The sequence below is a fragment of the Amycolatopsis sp. 3B14 genome (assembly GCF_050958625.1).
GTDB classification, from domain to species: domain Bacteria; phylum Actinomycetota; class Actinomycetes; order Mycobacteriales; family Pseudonocardiaceae; genus Amycolatopsis_E; species Amycolatopsis_E thermoflava.
Map to the genome: position 1 here is coordinate 1 of NZ_JBHZEN010000009.1, position 23,688 is coordinate 23,688.

Sequence of the window (23,688 nt, forward strand, 5' to 3'; positions counted from 1 at the left end):
CTGGCACGAACGCCGCCTCGCGGAGAAGGCCGCCGAGCTGGCCGAACTGGGCAAGGTGCACGCGATCACCTGCGACGTCACGGACGAATCCCAGGTGCAGGGGTTGATTGCCGGGGCGGTGGAGCAGTTCGGCCGAATCGACGTAATGATCAACAACGCCGGCCTCGGCGGCACCCGGTCCGTGCTGGAGATGACCGACGAGGAATGGTCGCGGGTCCTGGACATCACGTTGACCGGCACCTTTCGCTGCACCCGGGCGGTGCTGCGGCAGTTCGTGGACCAGGGCGGCGGCGGATCGATCGTCAACAACGCCTCCGTCATCGGATGGCGGGCGCAGGCCGGGCAGGCCCACTACGCCGCCGCCAAAGCCGGGGTGATGGCGTTGACCCGATGTTCCGCCCTGGACGCCGCCGAGCACGGCGTGCGGATCAACGCCGTGGCGCCGAGTTTGGCGATGCACCCGTTCCTCGCCAAAGTGACCAGCGACGAACTGCTGCAGGAGTTGCAGGGCCGGGAAGCGTTCGGGCGGGCGGCCGAACCCTGGGAGGTGGCCAACGTGATGGTGTTCCTCGCCAGCGACTACGCGAGCTACATGACCGGTGAAGTGGTGTCCGTGTCCAGCCAGCACCCCTAGGGAGCCCAAGTGCCTGAAGCCTTTCTCCTCGACGCCGTCCGCACCCCCGTCGGCCGGCGTGGCGGTGCGTTGTCCGGGTGGCACTCCGCTGACCTGGGCGCGCACATCATCCGCGCGGTGGTTTCGCGGGCCGGGGTGGACCCGGACCTGGTCGACGACGTGATCCTCGGCTGCACCGACACGCTCGGGCCGCAGTCCGGCAACATCGCGCGAACCGCGTGGCTGGCGGCGGGGTTCCCGGACCACGTGCCGGGGGTGACCGTGGACCGGCAGTGCGGGTCGAGCCAGCAGGCCGTGCACTTCGCCGCGCAGGCCGTGCTGTCCGGGACGCAGGACCTGGTGGTGGCCGGCGGGGTGCAGAACATGAGCCGGATCCCGATCAGTGCCGCGATGCTCGCCGGGCGGGAGTACGGGTTCGACGACCCGTTCTCCGGCTCCAAGGGCTGGCAGGAGCGGTACGGCAGCGTCGAGGTGTCGCAGTTCCGCTCCGCCGACATGATCGCCGAACACTGGGACATCACCCGCGAAGCCATGGAAGCCTATGCGCTGCGCAGCCACCAGCGCGCGATCGAGGCCATCGACACCGGACGCTTCACCGCAGAGATCGCGCCGGTCGATGACTTCTCGGTGGACGAAGGCCCGCGCCGCGACACCAGCCTGGAACGCATGCAGGGGTTGAAGCCGCTCTCCGAGGGTTCTCGCCTGACCGCGGCCGTGGCGAGCCAGATCTCCGACGGCGCCAGCGCCGCGCTGATCGCCTCGGAGTCCTTCGTGCGGGAACACGGACTCACCCCACGCGCCCGCATCCACCACATCTCCGTCCGGGCGGCCGACCCGGTGTGGATGCTCACCGGACCCATCCCCGCCACCGCCCACGCCCTGAAGAAAACCGGCCTCACCGTCGACGACATCGACCTCTTCGAGGTCAACGAAGCCTTCGCCAGCGTCGTCCTGGCCTGGCTCGACGAAACCGGCGCCAACCCCGACCGAGTCAACGTCAACGGCGGCGGCATCGCCCTCGGCCACCCGATCGGCGCCACCGGGACGAAGCTGCTGGCCACCCTCCTCCACGAACTCGAACGCCGCAACGGCCGCTACGGCCTGCAAACCATGTGCGAAGGCGGCGGCACCGCCAACGTCACCATCATCGAACGGTTGTGACCGAGCGGGAGGCGCACCGCGCCTCCCCTCAACCACCCAGCCGCTGAAGTATCTCCTCGGCCTGTCTGACGGTGGTGTCGATGATGTCGGCCACCGTCGGGAGGTCGTCGATCATGCCGACGACTTGGCCGGAGGCGAGGACGCCCGCGTCGGTGCGGCCTTCGACGAGGCCGGCGCGGAGGAGCATCGGGGTGTTGGCGGCCATGATGATCTGGCTCCAGGTCATCTCGTTGCCGTGTTTCATGGCGAGGCCTTCGCGGATCATGGCGGGCAGGGAGAGGCCGGTGAGCTTGCGGAAGCGTAGGGCGTTGCGGACGGCGTGGATGGTGCCGCGGACCCGGCCGGTGTCTTCCAGTTTCTCGACCAGCTCGGTGCGCAACACGCGGTGCGGCAGCCCGTCGACGCGCCGTGTCACCACGGTGCCGGTGAGGTTCTGCGCGAGGTAGAGCCGCTTGACCTCCTCTGGCACGGTGCTTTCCTTGCTCAGCAGGAACCGTGTCCCCATCGCCACCCCGGCCGCGCCATAGGCCAGCGCGGCGGCGAGTCCGCGGCCGTCGAAGAACCCACCCGCCGCGACGACGGGGATGTCCACCGCGTCCAGCACCGACGGCAGCAGCAGCGTCGTCGCCACGCCGCCGGTGTGCCCGCCGCCCTCGCCGCCCTGCACGATCACGGCATCCGCTCCCCAGGCGGCGACCTTTTCGGCGTGCCGCGCGGCTCCGATGGACGGGATTACCACGATGCCGTGGTCGCGGAGTTTGGCGATCATCTCCTGGCGCGGCGCCAGCGCGAACGACGCGACTTTGACACCTTCGCGGATGAGCAGGTCGACCCGCTCGCCTGCGTCTCCCGCGTCGGCGCGGAGGTTGACGCCGAAGGGCTGGTCGGTGCGCTGTTTGACCTCCGTGATGGCGGCTTCGAGTTCGGGGTAGGTCATGGTGGCCGAGGCGAGGATGCCGAGCCCACCGGCTTCGGCGGTGGCGGACACCAGTCGCGGCCCCGCCACCCAGCCCATTCCGGTCTGCACCACCGGGTGGCGGACGCCGACCAGCCGCGTGAGCGCGGTGTCCAGGGTCATGAGGGGACTTCCTTGTCCCGCAGGCCCTTCGGGTCCAGCACCTCGCGGATCAGCCGCAGCTCCTCGTCAGTGGGCTCGCGGCTCACTCCTGCCGAGGACAGGTCGATGTCGAAGGAGGTGGCGGCCGTGACCTCGGCGGGGGTGACGCCGGGGTGCAGTGAGACGGCGCGCATGGCGTGGTCGGGGGTGGCGAAGTCGAACACGCCGAGGTTGGTCACCACCCGGTGCACGTCGTGGTACTTGAGTCCGGCCTTGGCGGCGTTGTCGTAGCCCACACCGGACACGATGTCCACGGATTCGACGAACACGCGCCGGCTGTGGCGGGGCACCCAGTAGCTGGTGCGGTGGTTGGCGGTGTTGCCCGGCGCGCCCCGCACCCCGAGCAGCTGCTTGGCCGGGCGGGCGTGGTCGCCGATGGCGGAGATGTTCTGGTTGCCGAACCGATCGATCTGGTTGGCGCCCATCACCACGTGTCGCCGCCCGTGCGGCACGATCGTGTCCAGCATCTTGCGGAACGGCTGCCAGCCTTCCACCACCCCGTCGGCGTTGATCAAGTAGGCCTCGCCGTCGGAGAGCAGCAGGTCGGGTTCGAAGGTCAGGCGGGCGAGTTTCGCGCCCAGCGACGGGAGGTAGCCCATCGGGCTGGCCACGATCTCCCCGTCGCCGCGGAACAGCTCGGCCACCGCCACTACGGCGATCTCGGCCCTGGTCGCGCTCATGCCGCCGCCTCGAATCGATCCACTTCGGACAAATACCGCCGCTCGTCGCCGGACAGGAACCGATCCACGAACCCGGGCCACGCGTCCAGGTCTTTCGCGCACGCCACGTAGTGCTTCTGGAACCGCTCGTCCCGGCCGTAGTCGGGGACCGCGGTGGTGAAATGCGCCCCCCGCGGCGCCTCCACCACCCCATCCACGCAGCCGCGGTTGAGCAGCAACGACTGCACCGGCCCCGTCAACTCCGCCGTCTCCACCACCTTCTCCACCGAGACGAACCGTTTCTTCGCGGCCAGGCAGAACAGATCGTCGAAGTACGGATCCGGCCCGAGATACTGGGCGTTACCCCGAGCATCGGCGCGATTGAGGTGCACCAGCGCCACATCGAGCTCCTGCGCCGGGACTGCCACCAGTTCTTCTCCGTCGGGGTAGGGCGAACGGACCGTGCGTAACTCGGGATTGAGCCGCATGACCTCCGAGCCCAAACCGGCGCGCAGGGGCAGGAACGGCAACCGCTGCGCCGCCGCCGAGAGCGCCGCCGCGAACATGCCCTCGTCGTATTCGGTCACCTCGATCGCCCCGGTCTCCCGGGCCCGGCCGAACCACGGGTCGAACGGGATCGAGTCCAGGGTGACGAACCCGAACACCACCCGCTTGACTTTCCCCGCCGCGCACAACAACCCCACATCGGGGCCGCCGTAGGAGACCACGGTCAGGTCCTTCACCGGGGTGCGCAGCAGGGCGCGGATGAGGGCCATCGGTTTGCGGCGGGATCCCCAGCCGCCGATGCCGAGGGTCATGCCGTCCCGGACCTCCGCCGCGACCTCGTCGGCGGTCATGCGCTTATCGGCCATTGAGGAACTCCTCCCGAGCCTCATCCGAGGCGCCCAGCAGGTTCAGCTCGAAGGTGAACCCCTGCTCGAACCGGTAACTACGGTGCACCTGCTGGGTGTCGATACCGTTCAACGCCTCCTTCGCCGCCCGGATCACCCGCGGATCCTTCGCCGCGATATCCCGCGCCACCGCCAACGCGCTCTCATCCAGCTCCGCCCGCGGCACCACCCGATACACCGAGCCATGCCGATGCAACTCCGCGGCACTGATCTGCCGCGCCGTGAAATACAACGTGCGCATCAAATGCTGCGGCACCAACCGCGCCAGGTGCGTGGCCGCACCCAGCGCACCACGCTCCACCTCCGGCACCCCGAACGTCGCATCCTCCGACGCGACGATCACATCGGCATTGCCTACCAGGCCGATCCCGCCGCCCAGACAGAACCCGTGCACCGCCGCCACCACCGGCACCGCACAGTCATACACCGCACCAAAAGCCGCATAACAGCCCTTGTTCGCGCCCACGAGCGCCTCATACCCAGCGGTGCGCTGGATCTCCTTGATATCCACCCCCGCGTTGAACCCGCGGCCCTCCGCCCGCAGCACCACCACGCGCACATCCGGATCCTCCCCCGCGGCCCGCACAGCGGCAGCAAGGTCGAACCAGCCCTGCACCGGCAACGCATTCACCGGCGGAAAATCCACCGTGATCGTCTCGATGTGACTGTCGCGTTTGGTCAACACCGGCATCAGGACGCTCCATACACAGGCTCGGGCGCGGGCGCCTCGGCGATCAACTTCTCCACCACCGGCCCCAACTCGGCCGGCTCCCACCGGGCGCCCTTGTCCACGAACGGGCCGTGCCGCCACGCCTGCGCCAGCGACACCTTCCCGCCCTCCACCTCGAACACCCGGCCCGTCACACCGGCGGACTCGGCGCTGCCGAGCCACACCACCAGCGGCGAGACGTTCTCCGGCGCCATCGCGTCAAACCCCGCATCCGGCCGGGCCATCGTCGCCGCGAACACCTCCTCGGTCATGCGGGTCCGCGCTGAGGGGGCGATCGCGTTCACCGTCACGCCATACCGCTGCAGTTCCGCCGCCGCGACCACCGTGAGCCCGGCGATCCCCGCCTTCGCCGCCGAATAGTTCGACTGCCCCACACTGCCCAGCAGACCCGCGCCGGAACTGGTGTTGATCACCCGCGCACTCGGCATCCGCCCCGCCTTCGCCTCACCGCGCCAGTACTCCGCCGCATGCCGCAACGGCGCGAAATGACCCTTGAGGTGGACCCGGATCACCGCGTCCCACTCCTCCTCACCCAGGTTGACCAGCATCCGATCCCGCACGAAACCCGCGTTGTTCACCAGCACATCCAGCCGGCCGAACCGCTCCACCGCGGTGCCGATCAGGTTCCGCGCCCCCGCCCAATCCGCCACGTCATCGGTGTTCGCCACGGCCTCGCCACCGAGAGCCTCGATCTCCGCCACCACCTGGGCGGCCGGACCGTCGCCGGTCGTCGAGCCGTCGAGGGCCACACCGACGTCGTTGACCACCACCCGCGCACCCTCCGCCGCGAACGCCAGCGCGTGCGCCCGCCCGATCCCGCGGCCCGCGCCGGTCACGATGACGACCCGGTCCTGGCACAACCTGCTCACTGGCCCTCCCTGTTGACGTCCGCGGCCGCCTGGAACGCGGGCACCTCACCGCCGCCGTGCACCTTCAACGTCGCCCCCGACACATACGAAGCCAGACCCGAGGCCAGGAACGCGGCACACCGGCCGACCTCCTCCGGCTCGGCCAGCCGCCCCAACGGCACCGTCTTCCCCACCGCCGCCACGTCGCTGCCGTAATGCAGATGCGCCTGCTCCGTGCGCACCAAACCCACATCCAGCGCGTTCACCCGCACCTTCGGCGCCCACTCCACCGCCAAACTCGCCGTGAGGTTGTCCAACCCAGCCTTCGCCGCCCCATACGCGGCCGTCCCCGGCGACGGACGAGTCGCGGACACGCTCGAGATCATCACGATCGACCCGCCACCGTCCTGGCGCTGCATCACCGCGTTCGCCTGCTGCGCCACCAGCAACGGCGCCAACAAGTTCAACCGCACGATCTTGTCGTGAAACCGCGGCGACGCCTCCGCAGCGGAAGCGAACGGACTACCACCCGCGTTGTTCACCACCACATCCAGCCGACCGTGCTCGTCCACAACCCGACCGATCAGCGCCGCGACCTGATCTGGATCACGCACATCGCACGCGATGAACTCGCCCGCCGGTTCCTCGGGCTCGCGCCGGGCGCAGGTCACCACGTGCGCGCCGCAGGCCTGGAACACCCGCGTGATGCCGCGGCCCACGCCACGGACACCCCCGGTCACCAGGACCACGGCTCCGGCCAGGCCCAGATCGCTCTCCACACCCCAAAACTAGAACATGTTCTCGTCAGGGACAAGCTTGCTGGTCTGCGTGCTGTTCAGGAAACACGAGAACCGGTTTCCACCCGGGTGCGGACGGCCCAGCGAGCCGCCGGAACCGTGCCCAGCCCGGCGGCGAGGAACACCGCGGCGAGCACGAACCAGCCGGGGCGGCCCCAGGTCCCGACGAGCAGCGTCATCAGCGCCGGGCTGAGCATCTGTGCGCCGGCCTGGGCCGTGGCGGCCAGCCCCTGGTAGCGACCGGTCGCGCCGGGCGGGGTCAGGTCGAGGGTGAGCGCCCACTTCGCGGCGATGAACCACAGCTCACCGGCCAAGTGGGCGGCCGCGGCGAGCAGCACCAGGCCGACGGCGATCGCGCCGCTGCCGCCGGCCGTCGCAGCGAACAGCAGGCAGGCCAGCGCGAGGGCGGCGCCCGACCAGACCGCCCGCGCGGCGCCGCGTCGCGAGCCGGTGCAGCCTCGGCTCGCGACGACCTGCAGGAGCGCGACGCCGAGCGAGTTGACGATGACGACCACGCCCGCCAGCCCGGCAGGCAGGTGCGTGTCGCGGACCAGCCACAGCGGGAGCGCGGTCGACACCAGGCCCCAGCACAGCGAAAGCAGGCCGGTCGTCGAGACGACGGCGAGGAACGCGGGGTCGGCGAGCACGGTGCGCGGCTTGCGCGCCCGCGCGACCGGCCGCACCCTCGGAACGCGGGTGAGCAACGCGGCGTAGGCCAGTGAGGTGAGCGCGTTGACCGCGATCAGGACGTGGAACGCGGCCGGGCTGCCCAACGTCAGGCAGGCCGCGCCGGCCGCCGCACCGACGGTGTAGCCGAGGTGGCTGGCGACCCGCTGCCGGGCCAGGTGCGCCACGCGGGTCTCCTCGTCGGCCAGCTGCGCCACGTAGGCGGTGCGGACCCCGGCGGTGGCGCGGTCGGCGGCCGTGTTGACGACCGCGACGGCCAGGAACACCGCGACGTGGTGCGCGAACACGAACGCGGCCATCGACACGCCCTCGACCGCGATCAGGGCGATCAGCAGCTCCCGAGGCCCGAGCCGGTCCGCCAGCGCGCCGACCGGTGTCGCCGCGAGCAGGCCCGCGCCGCCCGCGAGCATCAGCCCGAGGCCGACGACCGGGGCAGGCAGCCCGGCGACGGACGTGAAGTAGACCGCCCAGGTCGTGAACCACGCGCCGCCGCCGGCAGTGGTGACCAGCACGCCGAGCGCCATCACCCGGAACGGGCCGGGCGGCGGGATCTGCTCGTGCCAGTAGCGACGCATCACATAGACCTATCACGTCTCCGTGAAACGTGAAAGTCGATGGTAGGGTCTGGGCGTGACCTCCCTCGGATGGACCAGCGCCGAGCAGCCGGTGGTGGCGACGGTGACCGGGCTGGCGCGCGAGCTGGCCGACCCGATCCGGCTGACGGTGCTGCAGCTGCTCGCGCACGAGGGGCCGCACGGGATGACCCAGCTGGCGGACGTCCTCGGCGTGACACCGGCGCGCTTGGGCAACCACCTGGCGAAGCTGCGGCAGGCCGGGCTGGTGGTGACGTCGCAAAGCGGGCGGCACGTCACGTACCGGCTGAAGGACCCCGCGATCACCGCGGTGCTGGACGCGCTGGCCGACTACGCGGGCGGTGCGCTCCCGCTGCCCGGCCCGGCCGCGCCACCGGAGCGGCTGTGTTACGACCACGCGGCCGGGCGGCTCGGGGTGGCCGTGCTGGACCACCTGCTGGCCGAAGACGCGCTCCGCCGCCGGGCCGACACCGACGAGCTGGAGCTCGGCCCGCGGGCGACGGAGGTGCTGGCGCGGCTGGGCATCGACGCGGACACGCTGACGGCGGGCCGCCGCAAGACGGCGACGAGCTGCCTGGACCGCACGTTGCGCCGCCCGCACCTGGGAGGCGCCCTCGGGCACGCGATCCTGACCCGGCTGCGCACGGAGGGCCTGGTGGAGGTCGACGCGGACGGCCGAACGCTGACCCTCCACCCCGACGCGGGCGACCGCCTGGGGGACCTGCTGCCGGGCCTGGTGCTCGACCGCTGACCGCGCTCGCACCGGCGACCCCGGCCGCGGGCCCCTCGCCGCATCGAAGGGCGCGGCCGAGCGAATCTGCTGCCGGCCCTCGGCCACCGACCGCAATCTCACCGGCAATCCCCGGCCGCGACCCGAGACCGCCTCGCCACACCGAGCGGCGCGGCCGAGCGCCCGGGCGATCGGCCGCCGCGCCGGCGCTCGGCCGCTGACCGCGATGGCACCGGCGATTGCCGGGCCCGGGACCGCCTGGCCGCATCGAGCGGCACGCGGTCGAGCGATCTGCGGCCGGCCCTCAGCCGCTGACCGCGATCGAGCCGGTGATTCCCGGCAGCCGCAGCGCCACCCAGGGGCGCCAGGCTCCCTCGACCGGCGCGGCCGATTCCCCGACCGGGCAGCGATGACCGCGGCCCACCCCGGAATCGCCGGGCACCGCTGACCGGCGCGGCCGAGCGCCTGGGCGATCGGCCGCCGGGCCGGCCCCCAGCGTTGAATGCCGCCGCAGAGCGGCGCCGCAGGCCCAACGGCCAGCGCAGCCGCGCCGCGGCAGGCCCAGGGCCCGGCCGCGCAGACCGGGCGCCGGGCCTGCGATCCCCGCGCCACCTCGAAGCTCAGGGGGCGATGGTCAGCGCGGCGATCCGCTCCCCGCGCAGCCGGAACCGGTAGTGCAGCTCCACCTCCCCACCGGGAAAGTTCCCGGTCAGGTGCTGTGTCACCGTCCACTCGCCCGCCACGCGGGAAACTCCCGTCAGCGTGGCCGTGTACTGGTACTCCGTGGCCGCGCGGTGCAGCCACCCGTCGATCTCTTCCGTCCCGCGGTACGTCCGGCCGTCGTCGGTGACCACGGCATCAGGGGTGAAGCCCGCGGCACTCGGACCAGCCAGGTAGTCGCGGATCGCCTGTGGCAGTTCGGTCATCGTTCCTCCTCAGACGGTCGGCACCGTGCCGCCGTCGATCGTGTGTTCCGCGCCCGTGATGGCGGCCGCCCGGTCGGACACCAGGAACGCCACCAGCTCCGCCACCTCCTCGGGCAGCGTGGGCCGTCCCAGCGGGATGCCGCCGAGCGCGGCCGTCAGCCGGTCCCAGGCGGCCCGCTCGTCGATGCCGTCCGCCTCGGCCAGGCGCGCGACCAGGGCATCCGCCGCGGAGGTGCGGATCGCGCCCGGGGAGACCACGTTCACCCGCACCCCGCGCGGCGCCAGCTCCTTCGCCAGCCCCTTGCTGTACGTGGTGAGCGCGGCCTTCGCGGCCGCGTACCCGAGCGTCGCCTCGAACAGCGGCAGCCGCCGCTGGATGGACGACACGTGCACGACCGCCCCGCCCGCGGCCAGGTCCGGCAGCAGCGCCCGGTCCAGGCGCACCGCGGCGAGCAGGTTGAGGTCGAGCTCGTCCTGCCAGTGCCGGTCGGTCAGCGCCGCGAACCCGCCACCCGGCGCGGAGGACCCGCCCACGGTGTGCACCAGGATGTCCAGCGCCCCGAACCGGTCGCGCACCTCCCGCACCACCGTCTCGACCCCGCCGGGCGCCGTGACGTCGGCGGCGACGAACGGGCCGTCGGCGTGTTCCGGGCGAGTGCGGGCGGTGGCCAGGACATCAGCACCGGCTGCACGCAGCCGGGCGACGACGGCCGCGCCGGTGCCCCGCCCGCCGCCGGTCACCAGGGCGCGCCGCCCCTCCAGGGATTCGTTCATGCCCCGCACACTCCGCCGTGCCCGCGCGCGAGGGTCAAGCACTCGACCCTCCCCCGGGGAGAGGGTGCAGAATCCGCTGGTGCTGACCATCGGCGAGTTCGCGAAGCTGACCCACCTGAGCATCCGCACGCTGCGCCGCTACCACGACGCCGGACTGCTCGAACCCGCCCGCGTCGACCCGGCCACCGGCTACCGCTACTACGACGCGGCGCAGATCCCGGCCGCGCAGGTGATCCACCGGCTGCGCGAGCTCGACGTGCCGCTGCCCGAGGTGCGCCGCATCCTGGGCAGCCCCGACCCGGAAGCCAGGGCGCTGCTGGTCGGCGAGCACCTGCGGCGGCTGGAGGACCAGCTGGAACGCACCCGCGCGGCGGTCACGTCGCTGCGCAGGCTGCTCACCCCCGAACCCGGCGAACTGGCGGTCGAGCTGCGCCGGACACCGGCCACGACCGTCGCCGCGGTCGAGGGGACCGTCGCGGAGGCCGACGTGCTCGCCTGGTACGCGGGCGCGATGGCCGAGCTGGACGCGGTGGTGCCGGCCCCGGCCGGCCCGCCCGGCGGTCTGTACGACAACGAGCTGTTCACCCACGGCCGCGGCCGGATGCTGGTCTACCTGCCGGTCACCGAACCACCCGCGCCCGCCGGGCGGGTGCGGCCGGTGACGCTGCCCGCCGCGGAACTCGCGGTCGCCACCCACCCGGGCGACCACGACACGATCGACGTCACCTACGGCGAGCTCGGCCGCTGGGTGGTGGAGCACGCGCTCGCCGTGGCCGGACCGGTGCGCGAGGTCTACCTCAGCGGCCCACGGGACACCGCCGACCCGGCGGCGTGGCGGACCGAGATCGGGTGGCCGGTCTTCCGCGTCGCCCCGGCCTGAGGAGTCCACAAGGGACGTGGCGCGGAATACTGGACCGGCACGCGGGGTTGACCCGGTGCAAGCCGGACTACTCGGTGAGAGGTGATGCGAGATGCGGACGTTCGTGCTGGCCGGCGGGTGCTTCTGGTGCCTGGACGCGGTCTACCGGACGCTGCGCGGGGTGCAGGACGTGGTGTCCGGCTACACCGGCGGCGACACGGCCCAGCCGTCGTACGAGCAGGTGTGCACCGGGCGGACCGGGCACGCGGAGGCGGTCGCGGTGACGTTCGACGAGACGGTCATCCCGGCCGAGGTCATCCTCGACGTCTTCTTCACGCTGCACGACCCGCGGCAGCTCAACCGTCAGGGCGCCGACGTCGGCACGCAGTACCGCTCGGCGATGTTCTACGCCGACGACACGCAGCGCGCCGAGTTCGAAGCGGCCATCAAGCGCGCCGGCGACTGGTGGGACGGCGAGATCGTGACCACCCTGGAGCCGCTGGGCGAGTTCTACCGCGCCGAGGAGTACCACCAGGACTTCTTCGCCAAGAACCCCGGCCAGGGCTACTGCCTCGCGGTCGCGCTGCCGAAGGTGAACAAGGTGCGCAAGTCCTTCGCGCAGTACGTCGTCTGACCTAGCGTTCGACGAACGCGGCCAGCTTCGCCAGCGCCATCCGGGTTCCGGTCTCGTTGTCCTCCGGGGCGACCGAGGCCGGCACCCCGTCGTGCCGGATGACCACCTTCGTGCCGCCTTCGGCGTCGGCGAGGGTGGTCGTCATGGTCATCGTGCCCTGGGAAGCCGGGTCGGGGCTGTCGAACTCGATCACCTCGACGACGCGCCGCCCCGGCTCGAGCACCGCGAAGTGGCCGGTGTAGGTGTCGGTGGCGCCGCCGGACTTGCCCTCGCGGCCGGGGTCGTCGTAGACCAGCGACACCCGGAACCGCCCGCCCTCGCGGGCGTCGAACTCGTGCACCCTGGCCGTCATCCCGTCCGGCACCCGCCACGTCGCGATCGCCTCGCCGTCGACCAGGGCGCGGTAGACCTCCCGGCGCGGCGCGCGCACGAACCCGGAAACGCTCGTCGAAGTCATGACGACACCATGGCGCGGCGGCCGCCGGGTGTCCATCCTCCCGGCATCTCGTCCCAGGTGCGGCCGTCGAGGAGCCGCCCGCCTGCGTTGCGGGTCCGGCCGCCCCACTGCTTGAACAGGAACGGGATCCCCGCCGCGACGCACCGGTCCCGCACCGGCCGGCCCCACTCGGCCGCCATCGGGCGCGCGTGCGGCCCCGACTCGCCGCCGGCGTAGACCCAGTCGAGCCCCGTCAGGTCCAGGTCCGGCAGCGGGCCGAGCAGCGGTTGCAGGGACAGAAACCGCACCGCGGCCGGGGTTTCGCGGAGCCGGTCGGCGCGCCCGGCCTGGGCGTTGCTCTCGATCGTCACGCCCCACCACACGTGCGGCAGCGGCTCCGGCGCGAGCCGCGCCAGCACGGCCGCCATCCGCGCCGGCCGTTTGGTGAGCGCGAAGTACGTGTGCTGCGGGGCGCGCGCCATCGCGTCGAGCACGTCGGCGAGGAAGGCCTCGGGCACGCCGGGGTGGAACAGGTCGGTCATCGAGCCGGTGAACACCAGCCTGGGCGCTCGCCAGCGCGAGGGGACCGCCAGCCGCCCGGGGTGCAGGGTGAGGGCGAAACCCGGTCCGCTGGTGCGGGGGTCGCCGTCGCGGGTGTAGGCGGGGCTGCCCATGGCCTGCAGCCGCCGCGCGAAGGCCATCGCGTAGCAGTTGTCGCATCCGGGGCTGACCCGATCGCAGCCGGTGGCCGGGTTCCACGTCGCGGTCTCGATGGTGCCGTCCCGCATCCTTCCATTGAACCCCCGACGCGAGGACGCTGGGAATTCCACGGCCGCGACGGCAAAGGAGCCCGCCATGTTCGCCAACGCAGACGAAGTCCTGCGCTACATCGCCGACGAGAACGTGGAGTTCGTCGACGTCCGGTTCTGCGACCTGCCCGGCATCATGCAGCACTTCACGGTGCCCGCGGCGGCGTTCGACGCCGACGCCTTCGAGGACGGGATCGCCTTCGACGGCTCGTCCGTGCGCGGGTTCCAGTCGATCCACGAGTCCGACATGCTGCTGCTGCCCGACCCCTACACGGCGCGCGTCGACCCGTTCCGCGCGGAGAAGACGCTGTTGATGAACTTCTTCGTGCACGACCCGTTCACCCGCGAGTCCTACAGCCGCGACCCGCGCAACATCGCCCGCAAGGCCGAGGAGTACATCAGCGAGTCGACCATCGCCGACCGCGCGTTCTTCGGGCCGGAGGCGGAGTTCTACATCTTCGACTCGGTGCGGTTCGGCAACGTGGAGAACACCGCGTTCTACGAGGTCGACTCGGTGGAGGGCTGGTGGAACACCGGGCGCGACGAGGAACACGGCAACCTCGGCTACAAGACCCCGTTCAAGGCGGGCTACTTCCCGGTGTCGCCCCGCGACCACTTCGCGGACCTGCGCGACCAGATGGTGCGCAACCTGGCCGGCGTCGGGATCGAGGTGGAGAAGGCGCACCACGAGGTCGGCAGCGGCGGCCAGGCCGAGATCAACTACCGGTTCAACACGCTGCTGCACGCGGCCGACGACCTGCAGCTGTTCAAGTACGTCGTGAAGAACACGGCGTGGGAGCAGGGCAAGACGGTTACTTTCATGCCGAAGCCGCTGTACAACGACAACGGCTCGGGCATGCACTGCCACCAGTCGCTGTGGGACGAGAACGGCCCGCTGTTCTACGACGAGGCGGGCTACGGCGGGCTGTCCGACCTGGCGCGGCACTACGTCGGCGGGATCCTGCACCACGCGCCGAGCCTGCTCGCGTTCACCAACCCGACGGCGAACTCCTACCACCGGCTGGTGCCGGGCTTCGAGGCGCCGATCAACCTGGTCTACTCGCAGCGGAACCGGTCGGCGTGCGTGCGGATCCCGGTGACCGGCTCGTCGCCGAAGGCCAAGCGGATCGAGTTCCGCTGCCCGGACTCGTCGGGCAACCCGTACCTGGCGTTCTCCGCGATGCTGATGGCCGGGCTGGACGGGGTGCGCAACAAGCTGGAACCGCCGTCGCCGATCGACAAGGACCTGTACGAGCTGCCGCCCGAGGAGGCGCGGGACGTGGCGCAGGTGCCCGCGTCGCTGGAGGCGGTGATCGACCGGCTCGAATCCGATCACGAGTTCCTCCTCGCGGGCGGCGTGTTCACCGAGGACGTGATCGAGACGTGGATCGACTTCAAGCGCGAAACGGAGATCGACCCGCTCCGGCTGCGGCCGCACCCGTACGAATTCGCGCTCACCTACGACGTGTAGGTGTTGACCGCCGCGCGGCGCAGGCGGACCATGACCTCTCCCGGGTCTGAAAAGGAGCGGGAAATGACTTTCGTACAGGTTATCGAGTACAAGACCGAGCACCCGGAACAGATGAACGACATGATGGACCGCTGGCTGGCGGAGACGCAGGGCAGGCGGACCGCCACGCACGCGGTGCTGATGAGCGACCGGGAACGCCCCGGCACCTACATGGAGTTCGTCGAGTTCCCGTCCTATGAGGACGCCATGCGCAACTCGTCCCTGCCGGAGACGGACCGGTTCGCGAAGGAGATGATGGCCCTTTGCGAGGGCGACCCGGTGTTCCACAACCTGGAAGTGATGCGCGACGAGCGCCTCTGAGCGCCGCGCTCACGACTCCGCGCGAACCGGCTCCCCGCCGGTCACGAACGCCTCCCGCGGGTGCTGCACCGATGCCAGCGAAAGGATGTCCCGCCCGAACAGCGCCGCGGTCATCCAGACCGCCAGCACCCGCACCTTGCGTTCCCAGCTGGGCACGGCCAGCACGTGGTAGCCGCGGTGCATGAGCCACGCCGGCAGCCCGGTGACGACGATCCGCCGGTACTGGAAGATGCCGCGGCCGAGGCCGAGCGTCGCGATCGCGCCGAGGCTGTGGTGCACGTACGGCTTCGTCGGGCGGCCGCGCAGCGTGGCGATGATGTTGCGCGCAAGCAGCTTGCCCTGCCGGTACGCGTGCTGCGCGTTGGGCACCGTGCGGGCGCCCGGCACGGGCGAGGCCAGGTCCGGCACCGCGGCGTCGTCACCGGCTGCCCACGCGTCCGGCACCGGCGCCGCCTGCGTGCCGACCCGCAGGTCCGGCCGCACGACGATCAGCCCGCGCTCGTCCACCGGCAGGTCGGTGTGCCTGCCGGTGACCGGGTTCGCGCCGTTGCCCGCGGTCCACACGATCAGCTCCGAGTCGAACTCCTCGCCGCTGGACAACACGACGTGCCCGCCGACCGCCGACGTGACTCGGGTGTTCAGGTGCACACGCGCGCCCCGGCGCTCGAGCGAGCGCACGACCCACCGGCCGGGGCGGTCGGTGACCTCCGGCAGTATCCGGCCGGACGCCTCCACGAGGTGGAACCGCAGCTCGTCCCGGCTCAGCTCCGGGTAGCGCGCGAGCAACGCGGTCGCCAGCGACAGCAGCTCGCCGAAGCCCTCGACCCCGGAGAACCCGCCGCCGACGAAGGTCACGGTGAGCAGCCGCTGCCGCCGCGGCCCCGGCGGCAAGGTGGCGGCGCGGTCGAACGCGGTGAGCAGCCGGTCCCGGATCGCCACCGCCTCCTCGACGTGCTTGAGGCCGATCGCCTGCTCGGCGATGCCCGGCACCGGGAACTTCCGGGTCACCGCGCCCGCGGTGACCACGACGACGTCGTAGCCGAGCTCGAAGCCCTCGCCCTCGGCGGGCCGGACGGTGACCACGCGGTGCCCGTGGTCGATCGCGGTGACCATGCCTGCGACGATCCGCGTCCGCCGCAGGTGCCGCCGCAGCGACACCGCGGCGTGACGCGCCTCCACCGAGCCGGCCACCACCTCGGGCAGGAACGGCTGGTACGTCAGGTACGGGCGCGGGTCGACGAGCGTCACCTCGGCCTCGCCCCGGCGCAGCTTCTTCTCCAGTTTCCAGGCGGTGTAGAAGCCGGCGTAACCGCCGCCGACGATGAGGATCCTGCGCATCACGACCCCTTTCCTCTCGGTCGCCCTGGGGACGACACGGCCCGGCCGGGTTGTGACGCCCGGAGCGGCCCTGGTGCCGCGGATCACGTCAGCGGGACTGGAGCCAGTCGCGGTAGCGGGTGGTGGCGCGACGGCCGCCGGTCAGCACGTCGCCCTTGACCGCGGCGAACAGCCCTGCGGTCTCGTCGGTGACGACCCGGCGGCCGTCGCCGGTCGCGGCGAGCGTGATGCGGCCCAGCTCGTCGAGCGGGAAGACCTCGGGGCCTCCGACGTCGCGGGTGCCGCCGAGCGGGGCTCCGGTCGCGGCCTCGGCGACCGCGGCGGCGACCTCGGCCGAGCTGATCGGCTGGATCGGGGTGGACGGCAGGCGCACGACGTCGCCGTCGGTGGTGAAGTCCAGCACCGCGGGGACGAACTCCATGAACTGGGTGGCGCGCACGATCGTGTACGGGATGGGACCGGCCTTGACGAGGTCCTCCTGCAGGGTCTTGGCGCGGTAGTAGGCCACGTCGGGCACCTGGTCGACGCCGACGATCGAGAGCGCGACGACGTGCCGGGCACCCGCCGCGTGGGCGGCGGCCAGCAGGTTGGTCACCGAGGTGCGGAAGAAGTCGATGGAGGCCTCGTCGAAGGTCGGCGAGTTCGTCACGTCGACCACTACCTCCGCACCGCGGACGGCCTGGTCGAGCCCCTCCCCGGTGAGCAGGTCGACGCCGGTGGCCCGTGAGTGCCCGGCAGCGTCGTGACCAGCGGCGACGAGCCGGTCGACGACCTGGGAGCCGATGAGGCCGGTGCCGATGACCGCGATCTTCATGAGGAACTCCTAACTCGGACTGATCTTGTCCGGGACATTACTCGGACATCTGTTGTCCGAGTCAAGGGTGATCGTTAGTCTGGTCGTGTGAAGCTGTCCGGTGGGGTCGAGTGGGCGTTGCACTGTTGCGTGGTGCTGACGGCGGCGGCCGAGCCGGTGCCCGCCGCGCGCCTGGCCGAGCTGCACGGGGTGTCCGGGACGTACCTGGCGAAGCAGCTGCAGTCGTTGTCGCGTGCGGGGCTGGTCCACTCGGTGCAGGGGAAGGCAGGCGGGTACGTGCTGACCCGCTCGCCGGAGGAGATCACGGTGCTCGAGGTGGTCGAGGCCGTCGAAGGGCCGCAGTCGACGTTCGTGTGCACCGAGATCCGCCGGCGCGGCCCGATGGCGACACCGCCGTCGGCTTGCACGGCGCCCTGCGCGATCGCGCGCACCATGTTCGAGGCGGACAAGGCGTGGCGGGCCGCGCTGCGGCAGGTGTCGGTGGCCGACCTGGGCCGCATGGTCAGCACCGACTACGAGGGCGACGTGCTGGGCCAGGTCGGGAAGTGGCTCAGCAGACCGTCCTAACCGGACTGCCAGTGCCAGCCCGAGCGGCGCAGCGCGTCGGCTCGCGCCAGCACGCTCTCCAGGCGCGCCGCGGATTCGGCCTTGTCCCAGTATCGGTCGGCGGCCGTCGTCTGGGCGTCGTGCTTGCGGTAGAGCACGCTCGGCTCGGCGATGAACTCCCCCGCCGCCACCGCCTCGGCGGCCAGCAGCAGCCCGACGGTCTCCGCGCCGGTCAGCGCCGGCCAGCCGCCCAGGGCGCGCACCAGGTCCGTGTGCGCCGCGAACGTGTTGGCCTGCACGGACAACCGGTCGTCGAGCTGCTCGGCGTAGAACCGGCCCGGCGGCACCGGGCCGGGCGGCGGATCGTAGGGGCCGGGCTGCGTCGAGCCGTCCGGCAGCAGGTCGACGCACGCCGAGGTGCACCACGCCACCCGGCCCAGCGCCTCGATGTCCCTGGCCAGCGCGCCGGGCAGCAGCACGTCGTCGGCGTCGAGCGTGCGCACGATCGAGCCGGTCGCCCGCGCCAGCGCCATCGTGCGCGCGACCGCGGCCCGGCCGGGCAGCCCGGAACCGGGCAACACACGCTCATCGGGCGGCAGGCACTCCACCACGCCGCTGTCGCCGTCCTCCTGCAGGCACCACTCCCACTCCCAGCCGGACGGCAGTTCCTGGTCGCGCAGCGAGGTGTAGGCCTCCCGCAGGAAGTGGTGTCCTCCGTCATGGACAGCCGTGATCACACTGACCTTCGGCAACGGATCCCCCAGATCGAGACGATGTCCGTGACCATCAAACCAGCTCACGACCCGGAGCAGCCGCGAGGAGGTCGGCCGTGAGCAGCAGCAGCGCGGCGGGGCACGTTCGGTGACCGGTGAAATGCGGTTTCACCGGTTTTTCATCGCCCGCCCCTACCGTTCGCCGGGATTTCGTCCACACGAACCGGGAGGGTTCGATGAAGAAGATCGCGGCACTGCTGACCGGACTGGCGGTCGGGGCGGCGGCGTACCTGGTGGCCTCGCCCGTCGCGCAGGCCGCCCCGTGCGAGGGGACCTACACCATCGTCGTCGGCGGTACCGGCGACAACGACTCCGACGACCCGTACTGGCAGGGCAACATCAGCCAGCGCGTCGGCTACCCGGCGATCCCGGTCGGCATCAACGCGCGGCAAGGCGTCGACGAGCTGAACCGGCTGATCCGCGACCAGCGCAACGCCTGCCCCGGACAGCACGTGAAGGCCGTCGGGTTCTCGCTCGGCGCCGCCGTCGTGCACACCTGGGTGACCGAGAACTGGCCGACCATCGACAACGTGAACGCCGTGCTGATCGCCGACCCGAAGCGGGCGGCGGGCCCGGGCAACGCGGGCGCCGCGGCACATCCGCTGGTCGCCCCGGTGGTCGGCGCGCCACTCGCCGGAGCGGACGACTTCTTCGGCGACATCCCCACCCTGACGCTCTGCACGGACGACATCATCTGCGACGCCAACGCGGCGTCCGGCCTGCCGGGCTACCTGTGGGAAGGCAGGCACGGCAACTACAACTTCAACGTGGACGTCTACTCCGACGACGCGCGCGGGCAGTGGTTCAACGGGGTCTACATCCCCTGATCACCACGCGGCGGCCCCGGGCCTGGGTGGATCGGCCCGGGGCCGCCGCACGTCAACGGTCCTATCCGAGAGGGACGCCGAGCGTGGCGAAAGGGGCGCAGCCCGGCCGCGTCAGCGGAACTGGCGCACCACCATCTCCGCCAGCACGGCCACATCGGCCTCCGCCATGGGGCCGCCCGTGATGCCCATCCGGTGCAGCAACGTGCCGACCACGACGTCGATGAACAACAGCACCCGGTTCTCCGGCTCCCCCAGCGCGTCCTGCAGAACCACGCGGTACGGGTCCTGCAACCGCGTCGTCAGCACCTCGCGCAGCGCCGGGTCGTTGACCGCGTCCACGAAGACCCCCGCGAACGCCGCGCCCACCCCGGGTTCGGCGATCTTCGCCGCAGCCCAGTGCACCGCGCGGGTCAGCACCTCCTGCCGTCCCTCGCCCTCCAGCGGCACCGGGCCGAACGCGTGCACCAGGCAGTCCGTGATCAACGCGCCCTTCGACGGCCACCGGCGGTAGATCGTCGTCTTCGCGACGCCCGCCGCCGCCGCGATGCGGTCCATCGTCGCGCCCGCATAGCCCAGTTCGTGGACCGTTCGCAGCGTCGCGGCGAACACCTCGGCATCGATGCCGGCGCGGGGGCGGCCAGGCGATTTGGCGGAACTCATGGCGACACCCTAGCCAATTCCGCTACCATCGGTATCGCTACCGTCGGTAGCGTAAATCGGAGGAGGCCACATGGACGACCGACCACCGCTGGGCATCCGGCTGCTGCACGCGCTCGCCAAGGAGCCGGACTGGGACGCGATGACCGACGCGGAACTGGCCGCCTTCAGCGAACGCACCAACCGCAAGCGCGCCTCCCGCCTGGCGCGGCTGATCACCGGGCGCCCGGACCGCGGCGCGACGATCGAGTGGCAGGACGTGGCGCTGCCCGACCGCACGGTCCCGGTTCGCGTGTACCGGCCGCGCCACGGCGAGAACCTGCCGGTCGTGATCCACGTGCACGGCGGCGGCTTCACCGGCACGGCCGTGCAATGCGACTGGGTCAACAGCCACCTTGCCGCCCGGCTGCCTGCCGTCGTCGTCTCGGTCGAGCACCGCCTCCTCGCCCCGGGCACCCCGCTGACCGCCGCCGCCGAGGACGCGTGGGACGTGCTCCAGCAAGCGAAAGCCTGGGGCGATCCGACGCGGCTCGCGGTGTTCGGCGAGAGCACCGGCGGGCTGATCGCCGCGCTGTCCGCGATCCGCGCCCGCGACACCGGCCTGCGGCTGCGGGCCCAGGTGCTGGTCAACCCGGCGCTCGACCTGACCGAGACCGCCTACGACCACCCGTCGATGACCGAGCACGCGCGAAGCCCGATGTTGACGATCGAGCAGATGCGGCTGTTCCACCGCCTGGCCGCGCCGGCAGGAACCGACCCGCGCCCGCTGTCGCCGCTGCTGGCGGACGACCTCGGCGGCTTGGCCCCGGCGCTCGTCGTGGTGCCCACGATCGACCCGGTCGCCGACCACGGCCGCCGGTACGCCGAGCGGCTACGCGACGCCGGCACCCACGCCGAACTCGCCGAACACCGCGGGGCGCCGCACGCGTTCCTCAGCATGCCCGGCCTTGTCCCGCAAGCGAAGCCCGCCCGCGCGGAGATCGCCGCCTTTCTCGCCGGGCATCTCGTCGCGGCGCTGGAGGCACGATGACGGAAGCCTCGGACGCCTGCTGCGGCCGCACGCCGGCAGCTTCGCCGCCGTGGTGGTGCGGCAGGTGATCGGCGCAGCCGCCGGGCTGGCTCCGCCGCTCGCGCTCGTCGAACTGGGCCGCACGCTGCTGTCCCCGGAACCGGCCGACGAGGGTCGCGTGTGGACGGTCTGGGCGCGGCCGGCCTGCTCGTCCGGCTGCTGTGCACCGCCGCGTCGGCCGGGGTCGTCCTGGACGACCGGGCGCAGCTGTCCTGCCGCCGCCTGCTGGCCGAGCAGCTGGGCCGGGTGCCGATCGTTTGGTTCGCCCGCCGCCGCACCCGCGAGGTGGTGGGCGAGCGCGTCAGGTCGGTGCACCCGTTCATTGCCCACACCCCCGGGCGAGCTGGTCTCCGCGTTCATCGTGCCGCTGGTGGCGATGGTCCCGCTGATGATGACCGCCGCCCGGTCAGCGGCTCGCGGTCGTCGGCCCGTCCGGTGCGGGGAAGAGCACGCTGCTGCAGCTGATCGCGCGGTTCTACGACGTGAACGCGGGCGCGGTGCGGATCGGCGGCGTGGACGTGCAGGTCCGCGCCGCGGCGACGGCGCCCGGCTGGACGAGGTGACGTCGGCGCTTGACGCGGTGAACGAATCCGCGGTGCACGAGGGAATCGAACGGCTGATGGCAGGCCGCACGATGGTGATGGTGGCGCACCGGCCGCGCACCGTCCGGAGCGCCGACCACATCGGCTTCCTGGACGACGGCCACATCGCCGAACAAGGCACCCACGAGGAACTCCGGTCCCGCGGCGGCCGGTACGCGCGGTCCTGCAACCTGACCCTGAAGCCGGCGAACGACTGAACCGGGCGCCCGCCGGGGCGGGCGCCCGGTCCTCAGTCCACCTTCTCCGTCGGCGCGCGGCCGTTCCCGCTCGGCGCGCCTTCGCCCGTGGGCGCCACCTGCAGGCAGAAGTCGCCGTCGTAGTGGCGGTTTCCGGTCAGCACCGCCTGCTCCACGATCTCCGCGCTCTTCTCCTCCCGCCGGATCATCGGGTCGCTGCGGAGGTCCTTCGCCAGCGCCACGCACAGCACCACCATCACCAGCGCGAACGGCGCCGCCGCGATGATCGTCAGGTTCTGCAGCCCGGTGAGCGCCTCGTCGCCACCGCCGCCGACCAGCAGCATCACCGCGGCCACCCCACCGGTCGCCACGCCCCAGAACACCACCAGCCACCGCTTCGGCTCGATCGCGCCGCGTTGCGACATCGACCCCATCACCAGCGACGCGGCGTCCGCGCCGGAGACGAAGAAGATCGCCACCAGCACCATCACCAGCACGCTCGCCACGGCGGCCAGCGGGAACTGGTCGAGCACCCCGAACATCTGCGACTGCGCGCTGCCCGCACTCGCCAGATCCGCGCCACCGCGCTGGAGCGTGATCGCCGTACCGCCCATGATGCTGAACCACACCAGGCTCACCACGGACGGAACGAGGATCACGCCGATCACGAACTGCTTGATCGTGCGGCCGCGGCTGATCCGCGCGATGAACATGCCCACGAACGGCGTCCACGAGATCCACCACGCCCAGTAGAAGATCGTCCACGAGGACAGCCAGCTCTCCATGTTCTCGCCGCCGGAGGCGCCCGACCGCGAGATCATCTCGCCCATCTCGCGGAAGTAGTCGCCGATCGTGGAGGGCACCAGGTTGAGGATGAAGATCGTCGGCCCGACCACGAAGACGAACACCGCGAGCACGGCGGCCAGCACCATGTTGATGTTGGACAGCCACTGGATGCCCTTCGCCACCCCGGACACCGCGGAGGCGACGAACGCCACCGTCAGCACCGCGATCACGCCGATGAGCAGGCCGGTGCCCGGGTTGTCCGACAGCCAGCCCCGCTGCACGAGCCCGCTGCCGATCTGCAGCGCGCCCAGCCCGAGCGACGCGGCGGACCCGAACAGCGTCGCGAAGATCGCCAGGATGTCGATGAGCCTGCCCAGCGGCCCCTCGCTCACCCGCTCGCCGAACAGGGGCGCGAACGCCGAGCTGATCAGCTGCTTGCGGCCGCGCCGGAAAGTGCCGTAGGCGATGGCCAGCCCGACCACCGCGTACATCGACCACGGGTGGATGGCCCAGTGGAACAGCGAGGTCGCCATCGCGGTCTCCACCGCCGCGTCGGTGCTGCCCGCGACCGTGCCCGGCGGCGGCTCCACGAAGTGCGACAACGGTTCGGCGACCCCGTAGAACATGAGCCCGATGCCCATGCCCGCGCTGAACATCATCGCGATCCACGACACCGTGCGGAACTCCGGCCGCTCGCCGTCGTGGCCGAGCGGGATCTTGCCGTACCGGCTGAACGCCAGCCAGATCGCGAACAGGACGAACCCGGTCGCGGCGAGCAGGAACGCCCAGCCGGTGTTCCGGATCAGCCAGTCCAGCACCCCCGCGGACACACTGGACAGGCTGTCGGTCGCGAACACGCCCCAGGCCAGGAACGCCGCCGCGACCACCGCCGCCACGACGAACACCACGCGATCCATCCCGCCGCGCGCTCTGGGTTCCGCGGGTTTCCGGGTCGATGCTTCCG

29 protein-coding genes are annotated in these 23,688 nt (G+C 71.7%); 13 read left to right on the top strand and 16 right to left on the bottom strand.

Annotated elements, in window-relative coordinates; translation table 11 throughout:
* Both ACCP09_RS06090 and ACCP09_RS06095 read left to right on the top strand, forming a co-directional pair.
* The coding region (locus tag ACCP09_RS06090; RefSeq protein ID WP_433743762.1) for an SDR family oxidoreductase at positions 1–634 on the top strand (634 nt) is incomplete at its 5' end.
* 9 nt (positions 635–643) lie between these two features.
* Entirely contained in the window at positions 644–1,795 is a 1,152-nt protein-coding gene (locus ACCP09_RS06095) for an acetyl-CoA C-acetyltransferase (RefSeq protein ID WP_433743765.1), read from the top strand.
* A gap of 28 nt (positions 1,796–1,823) precedes the next feature.
* Here the strand turns inward: ACCP09_RS06095 and ACCP09_RS06100 are convergent, their stop codons facing one another.
* The 7 genes from ACCP09_RS06100 to ACCP09_RS06130 are packed head-to-tail and all read right to left on the bottom strand — an operon-like array spanning position 1,824 to position 8,119.
* Positions 1,824–2,867 (bottom strand): NAD(P)H-dependent flavin oxidoreductase, encoded by a 1,044-nt coding sequence (locus tag ACCP09_RS06100; RefSeq protein WP_433744134.1) that lies wholly within the window; start codon positions 2,865–2,867, stop codon positions 1,824–1,826.
* Between the two features lie 2 nt (positions 2,868–2,869).
* Complete coding sequence (locus ACCP09_RS06105; protein ID WP_433743768.1) at positions 2,870–3,592, bottom strand: CoA-transferase subunit beta; 723 nt, start codon at positions 3,590–3,592, stop codon at positions 2,870–2,872.
* On the bottom strand, positions 3,589–4,443 hold the full coding sequence (locus ACCP09_RS06110; protein ID WP_433744137.1) for a CoA transferase subunit A: 855 nt from the start codon (positions 4,441–4,443) through the stop codon (positions 3,589–3,591). The genes ACCP09_RS06105 and ACCP09_RS06110 overlap by 4 nt, the downstream gene beginning before the upstream one ends.
* A complete protein-coding gene (locus ACCP09_RS06115; RefSeq protein WP_433743771.1) occupies positions 4,433–5,173 on the bottom strand; it encodes an enoyl-CoA hydratase family protein in 741 nt (246 codons plus the stop codon). Before ACCP09_RS06115 ends, ACCP09_RS06110 begins: the two co-directional genes overlap by 11 nt.
* The gene (locus ACCP09_RS06120; protein WP_433743774.1) at positions 5,173–6,081 is read right to left on the bottom strand and encodes an SDR family oxidoreductase; all 909 of its coding nucleotides are present in this window, start codon (positions 6,079–6,081) and stop codon (positions 5,173–5,175) included. The genes ACCP09_RS06115 and ACCP09_RS06120 overlap by 1 nt, the downstream gene beginning before the upstream one ends.
* Positions 6,078–6,839 (bottom strand): SDR family oxidoreductase, encoded by a 762-nt coding sequence (locus ACCP09_RS06125; RefSeq protein ID WP_431906695.1) that lies wholly within the window; start codon positions 6,837–6,839, stop codon positions 6,078–6,080. The genes ACCP09_RS06120 and ACCP09_RS06125 overlap by 4 nt, the downstream gene beginning before the upstream one ends.
* A gap of 56 nt (positions 6,840–6,895) precedes the next feature.
* On the bottom strand, positions 6,896–8,119 hold the full coding sequence (locus tag ACCP09_RS06130) for an MFS transporter (protein WP_433743777.1): 1,224 nt from the start codon (positions 8,117–8,119) through the stop codon (positions 6,896–6,898).
* Positions 8,120–8,174: 55 nt separating this feature from the next.
* Between ACCP09_RS06130 and ACCP09_RS06135 the strand changes: the two genes are divergently transcribed.
* A complete protein-coding gene (locus tag ACCP09_RS06135; protein WP_433743780.1) occupies positions 8,175–8,888 on the top strand; it encodes an ArsR/SmtB family transcription factor in 714 nt (237 codons plus the stop codon).
* A gap of 599 nt (positions 8,889–9,487) precedes the next feature.
* Here ACCP09_RS06135 and ACCP09_RS06140 read toward each other — a convergent pair.
* Both ACCP09_RS06140 and ACCP09_RS06145 read right to left on the bottom strand, forming a co-directional pair.
* The gene (locus ACCP09_RS06140; protein WP_433743783.1) at positions 9,488–9,793 is read right to left on the bottom strand and encodes a nuclear transport factor 2 family protein; all 306 of its coding nucleotides are present in this window, start codon (positions 9,791–9,793) and stop codon (positions 9,488–9,490) included.
* Positions 9,794–9,802: 9 nt separating this feature from the next.
* Positions 9,803–10,567: an SDR family oxidoreductase gene (locus tag ACCP09_RS06145; RefSeq protein ID WP_433743786.1), complete on the bottom strand. Its 765-nt coding sequence runs from the start codon at positions 10,565–10,567 to the stop codon at positions 9,803–9,805.
* A 64-nt stretch (positions 10,568–10,631) separates the two neighbouring features.
* Between ACCP09_RS06145 and ACCP09_RS06150 the strand changes: the two genes are divergently transcribed.
* Complete coding sequence (locus tag ACCP09_RS06150) at positions 10,632–11,447, top strand: MerR family transcriptional regulator (protein WP_208722429.1); 816 nt, start codon at positions 10,632–10,634, stop codon at positions 11,445–11,447.
* A 91-nt stretch (positions 11,448–11,538) separates the two neighbouring features.
* Positions 11,539–12,060 carry a peptide-methionine (S)-S-oxide reductase MsrA gene (msrA, locus tag ACCP09_RS06155; protein ID WP_027935269.1) on the top strand — a complete coding sequence of 174 codons (522 nt, stop codon included), beginning with the start codon at positions 11,539–11,541 and terminating at the stop codon, positions 12,058–12,060.
* 1 nt (position 12,061) lies between these two features.
* Here msrA and ACCP09_RS06160 read toward each other — a convergent pair whose 3' ends face one another.
* A complete protein-coding gene (locus tag ACCP09_RS06160; RefSeq protein ID WP_027935268.1) occupies positions 12,062–12,517 on the bottom strand; it encodes an SRPBCC domain-containing protein in 456 nt (151 codons plus the stop codon).
* On the bottom strand, positions 12,514–13,284 hold the full coding sequence (locus ACCP09_RS06165; protein WP_433743791.1) for a DUF5131 family protein: 771 nt from the start codon (positions 13,282–13,284) through the stop codon (positions 12,514–12,516). The genes ACCP09_RS06160 and ACCP09_RS06165 overlap by 4 nt, the downstream gene beginning before the upstream one ends.
* 67 nt (positions 13,285–13,351) lie before the next feature.
* Between ACCP09_RS06165 and glnA the strand changes: the two genes are divergently transcribed.
* On the top strand, positions 13,352–14,776 hold the full coding sequence (glnA, locus tag ACCP09_RS06170) for a type I glutamate--ammonia ligase (protein ID WP_027935267.1): 1,425 nt from the start codon (positions 13,352–13,354) through the stop codon (positions 14,774–14,776).
* A 63-nt stretch (positions 14,777–14,839) separates the two neighbouring features.
* Positions 14,840–15,136, top strand: a complete 297-nt coding sequence (locus ACCP09_RS06175) for a hypothetical protein (RefSeq protein WP_433743794.1) — start codon at positions 14,840–14,842, stop codon at positions 15,134–15,136.
* Between the two features lie 9 nt (positions 15,137–15,145).
* Here the strand turns inward: ACCP09_RS06175 and ACCP09_RS06180 are convergent, their stop codons facing one another.
* Positions 15,146–16,474: an NAD(P)/FAD-dependent oxidoreductase gene (locus ACCP09_RS06180; protein ID WP_433743797.1), complete on the bottom strand. Its 1,329-nt coding sequence runs from the start codon at positions 16,472–16,474 to the stop codon at positions 15,146–15,148.
* Between the two features lie 88 nt (positions 16,475–16,562).
* Positions 16,563–17,288, bottom strand: a complete 726-nt coding sequence (locus tag ACCP09_RS06185) for an SDR family oxidoreductase (RefSeq protein WP_433743800.1) — start codon at positions 17,286–17,288, stop codon at positions 16,563–16,565.
* Positions 17,289–17,375: 87 nt separating this feature from the next.
* On the opposite strand from ACCP09_RS06185, the gene ACCP09_RS06190 reads away from it, so the two are divergent.
* Positions 17,376–17,855, top strand: coding sequence for an RrF2 family transcriptional regulator (locus ACCP09_RS06190; RefSeq protein WP_433743803.1), 480 nt, complete (start codon positions 17,376–17,378; stop codon positions 17,853–17,855).
* Here the strand turns inward: ACCP09_RS06190 and ACCP09_RS06195 are convergent.
* Positions 17,852–18,571 carry a glycosyltransferase family 2 protein gene (locus tag ACCP09_RS06195; protein WP_433743806.1) on the bottom strand — a complete coding sequence of 240 codons (720 nt, stop codon included), beginning with the start codon at positions 18,569–18,571 and terminating at the stop codon, positions 17,852–17,854. The two genes, ACCP09_RS06190 and ACCP09_RS06195, sit on opposite strands and share 4 nt — an antisense overlap.
* Positions 18,572–18,783: 212 nt before the next feature.
* Between ACCP09_RS06195 and ACCP09_RS06200 the strand changes: the two genes are divergently transcribed.
* The gene (locus ACCP09_RS06200; RefSeq protein ID WP_027935261.1) at positions 18,784–19,434 is read left to right on the top strand and encodes a cutinase family protein; all 651 of its coding nucleotides are present in this window, start codon (positions 18,784–18,786) and stop codon (positions 19,432–19,434) included.
* Positions 19,435–19,545: 111 nt separating this feature from the next.
* Here ACCP09_RS06200 and ACCP09_RS06205 read toward each other — a convergent pair whose 3' ends face one another.
* Positions 19,546–20,094, bottom strand: coding sequence for a TetR/AcrR family transcriptional regulator (locus ACCP09_RS06205; protein ID WP_433743810.1), 549 nt, complete (start codon positions 20,092–20,094; stop codon positions 19,546–19,548).
* A gap of 70 nt (positions 20,095–20,164) precedes the next feature.
* On the opposite strand from ACCP09_RS06205, the gene ACCP09_RS06210 reads away from it, so the two are divergent.
* From ACCP09_RS06210 to ACCP09_RS06225, 4 genes are all read left to right on the top strand, one after another.
* On the top strand, positions 20,165–21,121 hold the full coding sequence (locus ACCP09_RS06210; protein ID WP_433743813.1) for an alpha/beta hydrolase: 957 nt from the start codon (positions 20,165–20,167) through the stop codon (positions 21,119–21,121).
* 159 nt (positions 21,122–21,280) lie between these two features.
* Positions 21,281–21,625: a hypothetical protein gene (locus ACCP09_RS06215; protein WP_433743816.1), complete on the top strand. Its 345-nt coding sequence runs from the start codon at positions 21,281–21,283 to the stop codon at positions 21,623–21,625.
* Positions 21,622–21,723 (top strand): hypothetical protein, encoded by a 102-nt coding sequence (locus tag ACCP09_RS06220; protein WP_267283927.1) that lies wholly within the window; start codon positions 21,622–21,624, stop codon positions 21,721–21,723. The genes ACCP09_RS06215 and ACCP09_RS06220 overlap by 4 nt, the downstream gene beginning before the upstream one ends.
* Positions 21,720–21,959, top strand: coding sequence for a hypothetical protein (locus tag ACCP09_RS06225; protein WP_433743819.1), 240 nt, complete (start codon positions 21,720–21,722; stop codon positions 21,957–21,959). Before ACCP09_RS06220 ends, ACCP09_RS06225 begins: the two co-directional genes overlap by 4 nt.
* A 32-nt stretch (positions 21,960–21,991) precedes the next feature.
* Here the strand turns inward: ACCP09_RS06225 and ACCP09_RS06230 are convergent, their stop codons facing one another.
* On the bottom strand, positions 21,992–23,641 hold the full coding sequence (locus ACCP09_RS06230) for a BCCT family transporter (RefSeq protein ID WP_433743822.1): 1,650 nt from the start codon (positions 23,639–23,641) through the stop codon (positions 21,992–21,994).
* Positions 23,642–23,688: the final 47 nt, after the last annotated feature.